The sequence below is a fragment of the Geobacillus sp. CAMR5420 genome, from assembly GCF_000691465.1.
Taxonomy (GTDB): domain Bacteria; phylum Bacillota; class Bacilli; order Bacillales; family Anoxybacillaceae; genus Geobacillus; species Geobacillus thermoleovorans.
Genome location: NZ_JHUS01000010.1, coordinates 13,455 through 27,395 on the forward strand (window position 1 = coordinate 13,455; position 13,941 = coordinate 27,395).

At 53.0% G+C, this 13,941-nt stretch carries 12 protein-coding genes, 1 pseudogene and 1 CRISPR repeat array (1 of these 14 cut by a window edge); of the genes and pseudogenes, 6 read left to right on the forward strand and 7 right to left on the reverse strand.

The window, feature by feature from the left end; all coding sequences use genetic code 11:
• Window positions 1–964: a CRISPR direct-repeat array (repeat unit 30 nt; unit sequence GTTTTTATCGTACCTATGAGGGATTGAAAC) (it extends 3,146 nt beyond the left edge of the window).
• A gap of 289 nt (window positions 965–1,253) precedes the next feature.
• Complete coding sequence (locus tag DI44_RS14345) at window positions 1,254–2,300, forward strand: P1 family peptidase (protein ID WP_033024615.1); 1,047 nt, start codon at window positions 1,254–1,256, stop codon at window positions 2,298–2,300.
• A 60-nt stretch (window positions 2,301–2,360) separates the two neighbouring features.
• On the opposite strand, the gene DI44_RS14340 is transcribed toward DI44_RS14345, so the two are convergent.
• From DI44_RS14340 to DI44_RS14330, 3 genes are all read right to left on the reverse strand, one after another.
• A complete protein-coding gene (locus tag DI44_RS14340; protein WP_033024599.1) occupies window positions 2,361–3,593 on the reverse strand; it encodes an MFS transporter in 1,233 nt (410 codons plus the stop codon).
• A 228-nt stretch (window positions 3,594–3,821) separates the two neighbouring features.
• Window positions 3,822–4,475, reverse strand: coding sequence for a PspA/IM30 family protein (locus DI44_RS14335; RefSeq protein WP_033024600.1), 654 nt, complete (start codon window positions 4,473–4,475; stop codon window positions 3,822–3,824).
• Window positions 4,435–4,959 (reverse strand): hypothetical protein, encoded by a 525-nt coding sequence (locus tag DI44_RS14330; protein WP_033024603.1) that lies wholly within the window; start codon window positions 4,957–4,959, stop codon window positions 4,435–4,437. Before DI44_RS14330 ends, DI44_RS14335 begins: the two co-directional genes overlap by 41 nt.
• A gap of 133 nt (window positions 4,960–5,092) precedes the next feature.
• Between DI44_RS14330 and DI44_RS14325 the strand changes: the two genes are divergently transcribed.
• The gene (locus tag DI44_RS14325) at window positions 5,093–5,485 is read left to right on the forward strand and encodes a hypothetical protein (RefSeq protein WP_241766361.1); all 393 of its coding nucleotides are present in this window, start codon (window positions 5,093–5,095) and stop codon (window positions 5,483–5,485) included.
• A gap of 198 nt (window positions 5,486–5,683) precedes the next feature.
• Here DI44_RS14325 and DI44_RS14320 read toward each other — a convergent pair whose 3' ends face one another.
• The 4 genes from DI44_RS14320 to DI44_RS14305 form a co-directional block, all read right to left on the reverse strand.
• Window positions 5,684–7,993 carry a YhgE/Pip domain-containing protein gene (locus DI44_RS14320; protein WP_033024606.1) on the reverse strand — a complete coding sequence of 770 codons (2,310 nt, stop codon included), beginning with the start codon at window positions 7,991–7,993 and terminating at the stop codon, window positions 5,684–5,686.
• A gap of 74 nt (window positions 7,994–8,067) precedes the next feature.
• On the reverse strand, window positions 8,068–8,637 hold the full coding sequence (locus DI44_RS14315) for a TetR/AcrR family transcriptional regulator (RefSeq protein WP_033024607.1): 570 nt from the start codon (window positions 8,635–8,637) through the stop codon (window positions 8,068–8,070).
• A gap of 175 nt (window positions 8,638–8,812) precedes the next feature.
• Window positions 8,813–10,186 (reverse strand): ATP-binding protein, encoded by a 1,374-nt coding sequence (locus DI44_RS14310; RefSeq protein ID WP_033024608.1) that lies wholly within the window; start codon window positions 10,184–10,186, stop codon window positions 8,813–8,815.
• The gene (locus tag DI44_RS14305; protein WP_033024609.1) at window positions 10,167–10,838 is read right to left on the reverse strand and encodes a response regulator transcription factor; all 672 of its coding nucleotides are present in this window, start codon (window positions 10,836–10,838) and stop codon (window positions 10,167–10,169) included. Before DI44_RS14305 ends, DI44_RS14310 begins: the two co-directional genes overlap by 20 nt.
• Window positions 10,839–11,007: 169 nt before the next feature.
• Between DI44_RS14305 and DI44_RS14300 the strand changes: the two are divergent.
• From DI44_RS14300 to DI44_RS14285, 4 genes and pseudogenes are all read left to right on the forward strand, one after another.
• Window positions 11,008–11,445: pseudogene (locus tag DI44_RS14300) on the forward strand (PepSY-associated TM helix domain-containing protein); the annotation flags it as partial.
• Between the two features lie 23 nt (window positions 11,446–11,468).
• Window positions 11,469–11,654 carry a hypothetical protein gene (locus DI44_RS14295; RefSeq protein WP_014194822.1) on the forward strand — a complete coding sequence of 62 codons (186 nt, stop codon included), beginning with the start codon at window positions 11,469–11,471 and terminating at the stop codon, window positions 11,652–11,654.
• Window positions 11,635–12,840 (forward strand): trypsin-like peptidase domain-containing protein, encoded by a 1,206-nt coding sequence (locus DI44_RS14290; RefSeq protein WP_033024610.1) that lies wholly within the window; start codon window positions 11,635–11,637, stop codon window positions 12,838–12,840. Before DI44_RS14295 ends, DI44_RS14290 begins: the two co-directional genes overlap by 20 nt.
• Window positions 12,841–13,263: 423 nt before the next feature.
• On the forward strand, window positions 13,264–13,941 hold a 678-nt coding region (locus DI44_RS14285), incomplete at its 3' end, for an IS982-like element ISGsp1 family transposase (protein WP_033024611.1).

Below are 13,941 nucleotides of genomic sequence, written 5' to 3' on the forward strand. Positions count from 1 at the left end.
CGTTTTTATCGTACCTATGAGGGATTGAAACTTAGTCAAGAACTGAACATTGCATTTTTTAGACTGGTTTTTATCGTACCTATGAGGGATTGAAACTCCGGTTTGCTCAACAAGTAGCCAAGCAACCCTTTTGTTTTTATCGTACCTATGAGGGATTGAAACCGATTGATCCGGATAAATTGCCAGCGATAACGGAAGCGGTTTTTATCGTACCTATGAGGGATTGAAACTAAGAAGGGTGCAAAGGACTACGCATATAACTTGCGTTTTTATCGTACCTATGAGGGATTGAAACCCCGGACGCAGGAGTGTAATCGATAAAAGAGCTGTCTGTTTTTATCGTACCTATGAGGGATTGAAACCAATTCAGCTACGCTTAAAACAGCACTTCCATTTCTCCAGTTTTTATCGTACCTATGAGGGATTGAAACAATTTCAGCGTCTCACAATAGACAATTGCGTCGATCGGTTTTTATCGTACCTATGAGGGATTGAAACCCAGCCGAGGAAGGCGGTGATATCCTAATGGTGAACGTTTTTATCGTACCTATGAGGGATTGAAACGTAGGGTATAAAGAACTAGTGATCAAACACAATAGCTGTTTTTATCGTACCTATGAGGGATTGAAACTCCATCCGATGAAGATGAATGTTGCGAAAGTTTTGGAGTTTTTATCGTACCTATGAGGGATTGAAACCAGCAACGATTGGGACTATGCAACGCGAGCGCAGGTTTTTATCGTACCTATGAGGGATTGAAACTGATTTTGTTTTCCATAGCAACTTCCTCCTTTACGAGTTTTTATCGTACCTATGAGGGATTGAAACACGGCAAACCCTAGCGCTCCGCCAATCGCAGTGGCCGCCGTTTTTATCGTACCTATGAGGGATTGAAACGCAGAAAATGCCTTTTCCACTTCCGCCAACACTCTTTGTTTTTATCGTACCTATGAGGGATTAAAACTTATCCAACTCCCCGTCTTCCACACATATCTGAATCGCGTTTTCACCCACGCAATTTGGTGATCTTTTCTCCTCTTGTGCTGTCTTCGCTGGCAATGTGGAGATGACCCACCATCTTCCCTTGATCCTCGCCACGCGCAAAACTTCTTCTTCGTTCTGTTTTTCTCGCGGCAGCTTTGTTCGATGCGCTATACTTGGATAGAAGGAGCAACATTTGTTTGCTTCCGGATGGGCGTTTGTTTTTGCTTTTTCACGATGGGGGCAAGCAAAGGAAAGAAAGGGGAACGGTTATGCGCTGCAAGCTTCGCGATCTCGGTTTTTCCATCGGCACGCTTCCGACAGGGGAGCGCAATCAAATCACCGATGTGCCCGGGGTAAGGGTGGGGCATGTGACGATTCGCGAGGACATCGATGAACGGACGGTGATCCGCACAGGGGTGACGGCAGTGCTGCCGCACGGGGGCAACTCGTTTTTGGAGAAAGTGCCTGCGGCTTGTTTTGTGTTGAACGGGTTTGGGAAAACGGCTGGGCTCGTGCAAGTCGAGGAGCTCGGGGTGATCGAGTCGCCGATTATGCTGACGAATACGTTCAGCGTCGGGGCGGTTTGGCAAGGGACGCTGGAATATATGTTGGAGGCGACGCCGGAGATTGGGGATGTGACGGGGTCGGTCAACATTGTCGTCGGGGAATGCAATGACAGCTATTTGAATACAGCGCGGGTGATGGCGGTGACGAAGGAGCATGCGAAAGAGGCGATTGCCGCGGCGCGGGTGGAGATGGAAGAAGGAGCGGTCGGGGCAGGAACGGGGATGATGTGTTTCGGTTGGAAAGGGGGCGTTGGCAGCTCGTCGCGGGTCGTGAGCAGGGGATATACGGTCGGGGCGCTGGTCGTGAGCAATTTCGGCCGGCGTGAGGAGTTGCGGTTCGTGCCGTATATGCCGCCGTCGTTCGATGAACGGGATGTGCCGCCTGGGTCGATTATGATGATCGTGGCGACTGATGCGCCGCTTGATGCGCGGCAGTTGAAGCGGCTGGCGAAGCGGGCGGCGGTGGGGCTCGGACGGACGGGAAGCTGCGTCCATCACGGGAGCGGCGATATTGTCATTGCGTTTTCCAATGCCTATACGATTCCGCATTTTTCCGATTCTGTGCTGCAATCCGTTCCGCCGCTCGTCCGCGACGATGCGCCGCTCATGAATGAACTGTTCCAGGCGGCGATTGAGGCGACCGAGGAAGCGATTTGGAATTCGCTCACGACGGCCGAGACGACGACCGGGCGCAACGGGCGGGTTGGGGAGGCGATTCCGTATTCGCTGCTTCGACGGATGGGAGAATGAGCGAAAACGGCCTGAAAGGGATTCCTCTCAGGTCGTTTATTTATGATCTTGGCCGCGCTGTCAGTGCCGGATGTGAAGGCGGTGCGCCCAGGCGGCGATTTTTTCTTTCATGTCTTCGCGCCATGCGCGGTCGTGGACGGTGTATCCGACCAAAGCTCCTGTGGCGATGAGGAGCAGCCCTGACAAGGCGAAAATGGCCGAAATGGATGCGAATCCTGCGATGGCTCCCGCTGCCGTCGGACCAGCGAGGTTGCCGAGAAAGCGGGAGCTGGCTGTGACGCCGAACACGCGGCCTTGGATGCGGCGCGGGCATTGCGCGTTGATCAGCGCTTGAAGGGCAGGCCATACCCCGCCGACGACAAGCCCTTGCAAGAAGCGCCAGACGTACAATTCATAAAGATGGTCCGTCCATACTTGCGGCAAGGCGAACAGGCCGGAGAGCAGAAGCAACATCGGCAGTGTTTTCTCCTGCCCGATCCGGTCGCCGAGCTTGCCTAAATACGGCGCGCCGATGATCGTGGCGATTCCGGTGATCGAGGAGGCGAGCCCTGATAGAAATGCGAGATTGCGAGAATCGCCGACGAGCGACTGGACGAAAATCGTCATCATCGAGTTGACGCCAAGAACGGCGATTTGCACGAGAAAGGTGGCGACAAACAAGATGACGAGCGGCCGATGGGCGAATACTTCTTTGAAACTGGCATGGCGCTCTTGCGTCTGCGGCGCGACGGGGTCTTTGTCGAGCCAAAAGACGACAGGAAGCAATGTCGCCAAAATGCAAAACCCGGTCACGAGAAACACCGGGCGGAAGCCGAACCAATCGGATAAGGCGCCGCCGATGAGCGGCCCGATGATGTTGCCGGCGATGCTTCCCGTCTGCAGCGTCCCGAGCGCCTCGCCGCTATGGTCTTTTGGCACGACGCGCGCCAAGTACGAAAACGAGACGGTAATGAATCCGGAAAAAAAGCCGACCAAAAAGCGAAGAACAAGCAGCGCCATCGGCGAATGGGCGAACGCCATGCAGCTGGTGATCAGCCCCATGCCAATCCCTGCACGGATGAGGTTGGCGCGCTGGCCGTACTTGTCGGCGAACATGCCCCAAATCGGCGCCATGATGGCCGCCGACAAAAACGTCGCCGAAAAGACAAGACCGGTCCAGACGCTCAACGAATGGTGCTCGGTGACGCCCATTTCCCACAACAGCAGCGACAAAAACGGAATGACCATCGTCATTCCCGCCGACACCATGAAATTGCACAGCCAAAGGATGCGGACGCTTCGTTTCCAGTTCAAGGCAGGTCATCTCCTGTATTCTTTCGTCTCTCTAATTAATTTTAGCACGATGGAAAAACAAAGGAAACGATTTTGCTTATCAATGGGGCAAGACCATGGCATCGGGCATCGTTCAGGCTTGTCGCGGGCTGCATGTGCTTTTGGCCGCCGCTTGTCCAAGGGAGCGAAACAAACGAATCCCCCTTGCCAACTCGGCAAGGGGGTGATCTATGTCAAAAGGGGGGGAAATTAGGCGTTATGCGCTTGGGCGTCTTTCCATTTCGCCAGTTCACGTTCGACTTCTTCGTCAAACGGCACAGGGGACAACACGGCGTTCGTTCCGAATCGGGCAGCGGCTGCCTCGGCTTCTAACGCGATGACGCGCTCTTCCATGCGGGCGAATCCGCGCAGCGCCTCGTCGGCGGAAAAGGAGGCGAGCGCCGAGTCGATTTGCTTCAACGCTTGCGCGGCGTTAACGCGGGTAGCGAGCTCCAGCTGCTTAGCTGCGAGCTCGTCGTACCGCTCGCGCAGTTGGTTTAGACGGTTGGCGACTTCCGCCGTTTTCGCTTTGATGGCGTCGTATTGTTGTTTGTACGCCTCCAGCTTTTTCTCATACAACAGCTTGTCGCGCAAGGCGAGTTTGGCGACGGCTTCTTCGTTGCGCTCGAGCGCCAGTTTCGCTTGGCGGCTCCGTTTTTCAATCGTCGCCTCCGCTTGGGCGATGAGCGTCTCATAGCGCCGCTCGGCGACCCATTGCTGGGCGAGCGCCTGGCGCCCTCGTTCGAGCTGCTTTTCAAGTTCGCGCAAATATTGTTTCGTCATGGCGACGGGGTCTTCCCAGCGGTCGATTTGTTCGTTCACTTCAGCGAGAACGATCGTCTTCATTCGGCGAAAAATCCCCATTTGTTTGTGCCTCCTTTTGAATCGTTTTTTCCCATTCATCAAGCCAATCGGTGGAAACGGATGGCGTCGCTGGCATCAACGCCTCAACGGCGGACGGTTTGCGCCCTTGGCGCCGCCCCAAGGCGTACACCACGGCCAGTGCGAGCAAGATCAGCACCCATTTCGGCAGCAACGCTGCAATCCCGAGCGCGACGAGCACCCAGCCGATCCAGCGCTTCGACCGCGCCGCGGCGAGCCATACGGCCCCGGCGGCGGCAAGCAAAAGAGGGATGAGCCGCTCTAGGAACAACATCGGCATCATCCAGCCACCGCGCCGCTCCATGATGAACTCCCGAGGGTGATGACCGAATCCGCCTGGCATGCCGTCAAACGGAGCGCCCGGCCGCCCGTGCGCCATCACTTCATGCGGAGCGAGGACGTGAAACAGGCTGACCCCTGCAAGGGCAACAAGGGCGAGCAGAAAAACTGCCCGAGCTTTCTTCAATCTCGTCACCTCCTTTTGTGTGGTGGACTGGCTTACGGTTTGTATTGTAGAAGGGGAAGGAGAAAATTAGGTGAAAAGCGAATGTTTTTTGAAGGGATTTTGAGCATATCATCCATTAGGGGGGAGCTGCGAGATGAACGGTGATGTTCGCATGACAGGTGGGGGAGGAAGGAAAGACGTGGTTCGGTCGTATGGGGTTGATGTGGGCGGCGCTTTGTTGGTGTTGTGGTTTTCCTTTTTGTTTCCGACGTTTTATGTTGGATATTATGCGTACGGCTCGTTTTTGGGGTTTGCCATCGGTTCGTTGATCGTCGGCCTAGCGAGAATTCGATGGCATCCGCAGGCGCGGTTCGGCGGTACTCTGATCGGTTCGTTCCTCATCATCGCGGTGTCTGTCCTCATCATCCGCCTGTTTCCGATCGAAATCCGCGATGTCGGAGACTTGGTTATGCAGTATATCAACGCGGTTGTGAATGCGTTGATATATTTGGCATTCTCCACGCCCTCCACCTGTTGCATCGCCTGAAGCAGGGCGACGTTCCGTTTGCGAAAAAACGCTGAAGCGGCTCATAACGCCTGTCTCACCGTTCAAGAATCATTAGTTGAAATGTGAGGAAGAACATGAAAAACTGTTCTCCATCATTGTCCCTTGCATCAGAGAGAAATCATGAAAGAATGATAACGATGGCAAGGGTCGATAGAAAAAAACAAGCTTCTGAAGCAATTACGCTTCAGAAGCTTGTTCGATGACTGTTGCAAATTGGCGGCGATGTTGGATAGTCAAATAAACGAGTGTTCCCATCATCATGGCAACAACAAATAGAAGCAGCTTGCCGATGTTTTCCCACATAAACGAGAAATCACCGCTTGAGATGACCGCTTTCAATCCGAAAACCGAATACGTCATCGGAAGCCATGCGTTAAAGTGTTGCAACGAGCGTGGAATCAGTTCGAGCGGGAATGTTCCCGCGCTTGTTGTCAATTGCAAAATCAGCACGACAATCGCGATAAATCTTCCTGGATCGCCGAACACGGTAACAAGAAATTGAATGACAGATAAAAATGTGATGCTAGTGACAATGCTAAACACGATAAAGAGCGGGACGCTTTTTACGTGTAAATCGAGTCCAACCAGCAACACGACATCCGCCAGCAGTGCTTGCAAAATCCCGATGCCGATCAAGACGCCGAATTTAGCCAAAAACCAATGCAATGGTGAACGCGGAATCTCCGCTGGTTCGCGAAGCGGAAAGACGATGGAAAGCAACAGCGCTCCGACAAACAATCCAAGTGATAAGAAGTACGGCGTAAACCCTGTTCCGTAGTTCGGCACTTTATTGATTTCTTCCTTGTGGAGATTCACTGGTTGGGCAAACATGTCGTAGACAGCCTTATTGGCTTTGACATCGCTTGCTTGTTCGGCTCCTTCTTTCAATTTATCCGCCAATTCTTTCGAGCCGTCTGTCAGTTGGTTGACACCATCTTGCAAATGTTTTGTCCCGCTCGTTAATTCCTTCGTTCCAGCCGCTACTTGTTGTGAACCGTCCCTCAACTGGCGCGTACCATCTTGAAGCTGATCCGCTCCTTGAGCCAATGTTTGCAGGCCTGAAGAAAGTGTTCCACTGCCATGGGCAAGCTGGCTTGCTCCTTGTGCAGCTTCTTGCATTTTGTCATACATTGTTTTCATGCCGCTGACGAGTTGTTCTTGGCCATTCGCCAGTGCGTCTGCGCCATTGACAAGTTGTTGTTGACCGGCAAGCAGTTCATCGACTCCGCGCTCGAGAGCGATGTGCCCTTCATGCAGCTGTTGGGCTCCTTCGTGCAAAGAAGAGGCTCCAGAGTGCAACGATTGGGCGCCGCTATTTAACTGCGCAAGGCCGTTTTCGACTTGCTGGCTTCCCGATGATAGTTTCATGATTTGTTCTTTTAATTGCTCATATACGGCTCTCTGTTGCGCTTGAGGAGTTGTCTTGATGAGCACGTCCAGCTGCGCGCCCAACTGCTCAAGACCGCTTGTGATTTGGGCCGCACCTGTGTGAACTTGTTCGGCTCCTTCCTGCCACTGAGCCAATGAAGCTGTGAGCTTTGCTGCTCCATCGCTCAATTGTTCAGATCCTTGTAAAAGTTGCGGCATGCGGGCGTCCAGTGCTTGCATCCCCTCGTATACGCGTCTTGTTCCTAAAGCAAGATTCGCTGTTCCTTGCTGAGCCTGCTTTGCTCCGGAGAGGAGTTTCTCTTGCCCAGCGGTCATCTGTTTCATCCCGTTGTAAAGCGCTTCGGACCCGGTTTGAACTTGCAATGAGCCACTGGCAGCTTGGTGCAGTCCGTCAGTAAAGCTCACGGATTTTTCCGCGAGTGTCGCTAAATGGTGATATAACGTTTCAGTTCCGTCTTGTGCTTTTTTCATGCCATCATACAGTCGGTTTGTTCCGTCTTGTGCTTGGCTGAGTCCGTCATGCAGTTGTGCGGCTCCGTCGCTCGCGTTTGTCAATCCGTCAGCGACAGTTTGAATCGTATCAAACATGCTTTCGGCATATGTTTCTGTTATGGCGTTCGCTACTTCGTTTTTTATTTTTTCAACTGCAGTTTCGCCGATTTGTGCCGATAGAAAGTTAAATCCCTCATTCGGTTTGTAAATGAGCTGCAGTTTTTTCGGATGATCGTCTTGCAACGTTGTCGCATTCCGGGAAAAATCGTCAGGGATTTGAATGAGCATATAATACTTTTGTTCTTTTAACCCTTTTTCCCCTTCATGTTCGGTTACAAAATGCCAGTCAAACTGCTTGTTCTCTTTTAACTTTTCGACAAGATCTTCCCCAAGATGAATCTCTTTGCCGTTGAGAACCGCCCCTTTGTCTTGGTTGACTACAGCGACGGGAAGTTCATCCAAATGATCGTATGGATCCCAAAATGCCCATAGAAACATGCCGCTGTATAGAAGAGGGATGAATAATACAGCTATGACAGGAATCAGCACTTTGCGGTTGGACAGAATGGCCTTCCATTCTTTTAACCATAATTGAAATGCGTGCATGCCCGAACCTCCTTTGTTTATAATTATGACTGATTTGTCCATTTAGTCATTTCGCTCCAAAAAGAGAAGGATTATCATGGAGACAATCCTTTCAGCAAATACAGATCAAACAGTTCGGCAATGGTTTGTTGAGACAATGGTTCGTGATCTTTTTCCCATTCAATGCTTAATGCGATGTACATTTTAAACATGAAAAATGCCGTTAACTCTGGATCGCAAGAGCGAATGTCCCCTTTTGCCATCGCTTCTTCAATTTTTTCGCGAATATAGGCAATCATTTCGCGATCAAGGCGTTTCATCACATCTCGTACAGCTGCGGTGCCAATATCCCGCATTTCTTGCAAAAGTTTGATGGTTAATTCATGTTCTTGACGGAATGTAAAAATACGCTGCAAGGCGCGTTGGACGTTTTCGCTGAACGGCAAACGATCATCCATAGCCGCATCCGCTTCATGCTTAATTTCGGATATAACAGAGGAAACGATATGGTCAAGCAGCTCTTCTTTGCTTTTGAAAAATGTATAAATCGTTCCTTTGCCGACATTAGCCATCTTCGCTACTTGATCCATTGTCGTTGCTTTGTAGCCGAACAGCGAAAATGATTGGGTGGCGGCATCAATAATTTGTTGTTTTTTATCCGACATGGGCATTCATCCTTCATTTTTGACTAAATGGACAATTTGGTCATTACGTTTTGAATCATAACATGAATATGTTCGGTTTGCAACAGCAACAAAGTATGATGTTTCGTTTTTCTCACTCAACGGCACGTTCTGTTAGGGGAAGGAAGCCTTCGCCTTACTGTTTTGCCCCCTGGATTTAGCGAGGAAGACGAACAAGAAATTCGGTTCCTTTCCCGATTTGACTATGGACGTGGATCGCGCCGCCGTGGGCGTCGACGATCCATTTGGCGATCGACAGCCCGAGGCCGTGGCCGCCTTGTTGGCGCGAGCGCGCTTTGTCGACGCGGTAAAAGCGGTCGAAAATGCGGCCGATGTCTTCCGGCGGGATGCCGATGCCGGTGTCTTTGACGGAAAGGAACACGTGCTTTGGCTCGGTGCGGATCGACAGCGTCACCTCGCCGCCTTCGGGGGTGTATTTGATCGCGTTGTCGAGCAAAATGTACAACAGCTGCGTCAATTTGTCCGGGTCAGCGGTGACGAGCGCTTGCTCGGGAGCGTGAAAATGCATCGTAATCTGTTTTTTCGCCGCCAGTTCCGACATGAGCTGGAACGTGCGCTCGGCGTGCGGGCGGAAATCGAACGTTTGTTTTGAAAGCTCCAGCGCGGCGTGCTTCGCATCCGCGCGGGCGAGCGTCAACAAGTCGTTCATCAGTTTCGTGATTCGCTTCAATTCGTCACGCAGGCGGTCGAGCAGGCGGCGGGCAAAGTCGTTTTTCATCACATCTTCCTCAAGCGAAAGCGCCTCGACGGACGAGAAGACGACGCTGAGCGGCGTCCGCAGCTCATGAGAGGCGTCGGCGACGAACTGGCGCTGCCGCTCGTACGCCTCTTCAATCGGTGCGAGCGCACGCTTGGACATAAAGAAGCTGAGCGCGACGCCGACGGCGAGAAACAAAACGGCCAAGCCGATGAGCACAATGAGCAGCCAATGGAACACGCCGAAAAACGACGTGACGTCCATGCCGATATACAGCATGCCCACGAAATCGCCGTGGATGACGAGCGGACGGGCGGCGGCGAGCACGCGCCAGTCGCGGGCCGCTTCGCGCGCGAGGCCGGGCATATGTTCCGGCAAAGAGACGCTCATGTAGACGGGAGCGCGCTCATTTGCCTTGAGATGGGACAAGGCGTTTAAAAAATACGGGCGCAGGCGCGGGTGGACTTCATCCCCGGCGAGCAGGCCCCCGTCCGGGCCGATGACGTAAAAAAAGAGTTGGTCTTCGCTTAACAAAATGACATTTTCATCATCAAACAAGTCGAAATTGCTTTGCTTGAGCAGCACTTGTTCGATCGTATTCGCCTCTTGCTCGGCGAGGCGGCTGATGCGCCGCTCTTGGTCAGAGGTGGCGATCCAGTAAAACAAGGCCGCGGCGATCATGACAAACAAGGCGAGAAACAACGTGAAAATGCCGCTGTAGAGCGCCGTCAGCCGCCAATGGGCGCGGCGGAACAAGTCGGCGCTTCCTAAGCGGCGCAGCCAGCCGCGCCATTCATTCCATCGATTTCTCAATTTTATATCCCACCCCGCGCACCGTTTGAATGACATCGTCTTTCAACTTTTTGCGCAATAATTTGATCGTTGCATCGATCGTTTTCATCGACACATCGGCATCCCACCCCCAAACGCGGTCCAATATCGTTTCGCGCGGCACGACTTGGCCTTGGTTTTGCACGAGCAAATCGAGAAGCTGAAACTCGCGCGGGGTGAGGAAAATTTCCTCATCGCCGCGGTGGAGCGTATGGCTTGTCCGGTTTAAGGTGAAGCCGTGAAACGTCACTTTTTCCTCTTGGAGCGGGACGAACGTCCGCCGTGCGAGCGCCTTGAGCCGCGCGACGAGCTCGTCGATTTCAAACGGTTTGACCAAGTAATCGTCCGCTCCCGCCTCAAGCCCGGTGACGCGGTCGTGGACGGCGTCTTTCGCCGTCAGCATCAAAATCGCGCCTGTGTAGCCGTTTTGCCTCAACCGTCGACAAATGTCCAGCCCATCGCCGTTTGGAAGCATCCAATCGAGCACGACGACATCGTAAAACTCGGCGAGCGCGTAGTCGTACGCATCTTCCCCTTCCTGCACCCAATCGATATGGTCGATCCCTTTCTTTTTCAATAAATGAACGATCAGCTCCCCTAGGTGAAGATCGTCCTCGGCCAGCAAAATTTTCATCGCCATTCCTCCGTTCTGTCTCTCTTCCTTTTTATCATACCAAATCGTTCGTGAAAAAACGGTGAAAACGCAGCCCATTCGCCGCGCAGAAGGCTGTTCTCTCAAAAAAAAAGAATTTTCACCATTTTTTCACCTTCCTTGGCTATCATGATGGACGAAGAGGAAAAGGAGGCAAACGGCGATGAGGAAAATGAGGAATTTGCATCTTTGGATTGGGCTGATCAGTTCGATCTTTTTGCTTGTCGAGGCGGTGACGGGGCTCCTTCTATCCGAGCCGTGGCTGATCGGCCAGGCGGAGCGTGGCGAGATGCACCGCGCCGCGCAGGAAAGAATGAACGCGTTCGGGGCGGGGCAGACGTCGGGAGCGGGGGCATCTACGGCCCCGATGGCACCGCGCGCCGAGGGAGGCGGATCGTCGCTGATGATGTTCGTCCGCCAGCTGCACGAAGGGAGAATCGGTTCGCTTGACATCCGCTGGGCGGTTGATGTCGCGGCGGTGGCGATGATCATTTTGACCGCGACGGGGATTTTCCTGTCGATCCGCACGCTCGCAGCGGGACGGAGGCGGAAGCAGAAGCGGATGACGCCAGCGCCGGAGACGACATAACGTACGCAGGAAGGGATGAAACGATGCATCAGAACAACCGGAAGAAACAGCGACGCTGGTCCTCCCTTTATGCGAGACCGATCGATGTCGGTGGCATCGTCGTATTTCGCCCGCCATTTCACTGCTTGGCGGCCATTCGCACAAAAATGTCGTATATGCGATTAGGGATCACGAAGGAGGAGATGAGCCATGGACATGATGCCATTTGAACCAACCCCAACGCCAGAACCGAAACGCCGCGGCCGCTTTGTATCGTGGCTTGCCGCTTCCATGGCAGGGGCGGTGATCGGCAGTGCGGCGACGTGGTATGTGGCGCCGAAATGGATGCATGAAGAAACGAATTCCCAAACGGAAACAGCGGAAACGACCGCAAAAAGCGAGGCGCTGCCATTGCAGCCGACGGCGAACGTCAAAACGAATATGATTGACGCTATTAACAAAGTCGCCGATGCGGTCGTCGGGGTCGTCAACATTCAGAAGCAAGTGGACTTTTTCTCTGATCAAGCGCAAGATACCGAAGCGGGGACGGGGTCGGGTGTGATTTTCAAAAAAGACGGCGATGCGGCCTACATTGTGACGAACAACCATGTCATTGAAGGAGCGAACAAAGTCGAAGTGGCGCTCGCGAACGGCAAGAAAGTGAAAGCCGAGATCGTCGGCGCGGATGCACTCACCGACCTTGCCGTCTTGAAAATCCCCGCTGAAGGGGTGACGAAAGTGGCGAGCTTCGGCGACTCGTCGAAGGTGAAAATCGGCGAACCCGTGGCGGCAATCGGCAACCCGCTCGGCCTTGATTTGTCGCGGACGGTCACCGAAGGGATCGTCAGCGGCAAACGGACGATGCCCGTCTCAACGTCAGCGGGGGATTGGGAAATCGACGTCATCCAAACGGACGCCGCCATCAACCCGGGCAACAGCGGCGGAGCGCTCATTAACAGCGCGGGGCAGGTGATCGGCATCAACAGCATGAAAATCGCGGAAACGGGCGTCGAAGGGCTCGGCTTTGCCATCCCGAGCGAAAACGTCAAACCGATCGTCGAGCAGCTGATGAAAGATGGGAAAATCAAACGCCCGTACCTTGGCGTCCAGCTTGTCGATGTGGCGGATTTGTCCGATGACGTCCGCACGAATGAATTGAAATTGCCGTCGAACATCACAAGCGGGGCGGCCGTCACGTCCGTCGAACCGTTCTCCCCAGCCGCCGAGGCCGGATTGAAATCGAAAGACGTCATCACGGCGATCAACGGGGAGAAAATCGACAGCGTCAGCGCGTTGCGCAAATATTTGTATACGAAAACAGCGGTCGGTGATCGCATCAAACTGACGATCTATCGCGACGGGTTTGAGACGACCGTATCGGTTACCTTAAAAGCGAGAGACAGCAGCCAGTCATAAGAAGACATCGCCTCTTTTCCAGCGAATCGGCGGGGAAGGGGCGATTTTTTGTGGATCCAACAAAAGCGGGTCTGTGTCAGTGGTCCCATGTTGTCTTAGGATGGCAAGAAACGGCTGCATGTCCACAAGCAAGTGTGTGTACAATGGGGAGTGCCCATGACTGAAACCGCAACGCCGCTCGGAAGACTGTTGCGTGGGAAGGGCCATGTTGGCTGTTGACTGAAGGCAGCCAAGCGCTACGGGACGGATGTTCCGAAGATTCTCTCACATCTATCTACACGCAGATAAGAAAGTGTTAGAGATTTTTGATTTTTATGAACCCGTGGTGCTAGATAAAACTCAGACAAGCATAAAAATAGCCCTTGCTGGCGGATCTCCAGTAGAATGAAAGTGTCACCCAACATTCGAAAGGAGAGATCCCCCATGCAAGAGCACTTTCATTTTACTACAGATCCAGCCAAACTTCAAAAACAATATGCCGCTATTTTCTGTTTTGTTTCTGCCCAACTGTCGTTGATTCAAATGTATCTTCATCGCCGCAACCGTCACTTGGTCAAGCAAGAAGACGAAGTGGTCATGGCGGTTCACCTTTTGGGGAAGCTGCTGGGCTTTTCTTCCGAACGAGCCTGGCATCGTTTTGTCACGGGAAATTTGTTCACAAACGGCTCGTTTCTTGAACGCTCCCGATACAACCGCCGCTGCCGAGCGCTTGGTTTCGCCATCAAATGGATCCGTCATGAGCTGGCGAAACGTGGCCAACACCATGCTTATGCGGTCGTCGACAGCTTGCCTCTTCCGTTGTGCCATCCCGCAAGAATGCAGCGCGTCAAGCGATTTCGAGGGATCGCGGATATGGGGTATTGTGCTTCCAAAAAGCAATGGTACTACGGTTTCAAGCTGCATCTTCAAGTGACCAATCAAGGGCTGGCCATGGGCTATGTCGTGACGGAATCGTCCTGCCACGACGTCAAAGCCGCTGAAACGGTGATGACTCAAATCCCTCATCCCTACAACTTTGGGGACAAAGGGTACATCAGCCACGCTCTTCGAGAAAAGCTGTACGAAGAACACCAAGCCGCGTTCTGGACACCGTCTCGACAC

What these genes read in the sequence shown, in the direction of transcription:
- DI44_RS14345 (WP_033024615.1), top strand. Translation starts at nt 1,254, where the DNA reads ATGCGCTGCAAGCTTCGCGATCTCGGTTTTTCCATCGGCACGCTTCCG.
- DI44_RS14335 (WP_033024600.1), bottom strand. Translation starts at nt 4,475, where the DNA reads ATGGGGATTTTTCGCCGAATGAAGACGATCGTTCTCGCTGAAGTGAAC.
- DI44_RS14325 (WP_241766361.1), top strand. Translation starts at nt 5,093, where the DNA reads ATGAACGGTGATGTTCGCATGACAGGTGGGGGAGGAAGGAAAGACGTG.
- DI44_RS14320 (WP_033024606.1), bottom strand. Translation starts at nt 7,993, where the DNA reads ATGCACGCATTTCAATTATGGTTAAAAGAATGGAAGGCCATTCTGTCC.
- DI44_RS14315 (WP_033024607.1), bottom strand. Translation starts at nt 8,637, where the DNA reads ATGTCGGATAAAAAACAACAAATTATTGATGCCGCCACCCAATCATTT.
- DI44_RS14305 (WP_033024609.1), bottom strand. Translation starts at nt 10,838, where the DNA reads ATGAAAATTTTGCTGGCCGAGGACGATCTTCACCTAGGGGAGCTGATC.
- DI44_RS14295 (WP_014194822.1), top strand. Translation starts at nt 11,469, where the DNA reads ATGCATCAGAACAACCGGAAGAAACAGCGACGCTGGTCCTCCCTTTAT.
- DI44_RS14290 (WP_033024610.1), top strand. Translation starts at nt 11,635, where the DNA reads ATGGACATGATGCCATTTGAACCAACCCCAACGCCAGAACCGAAACGC.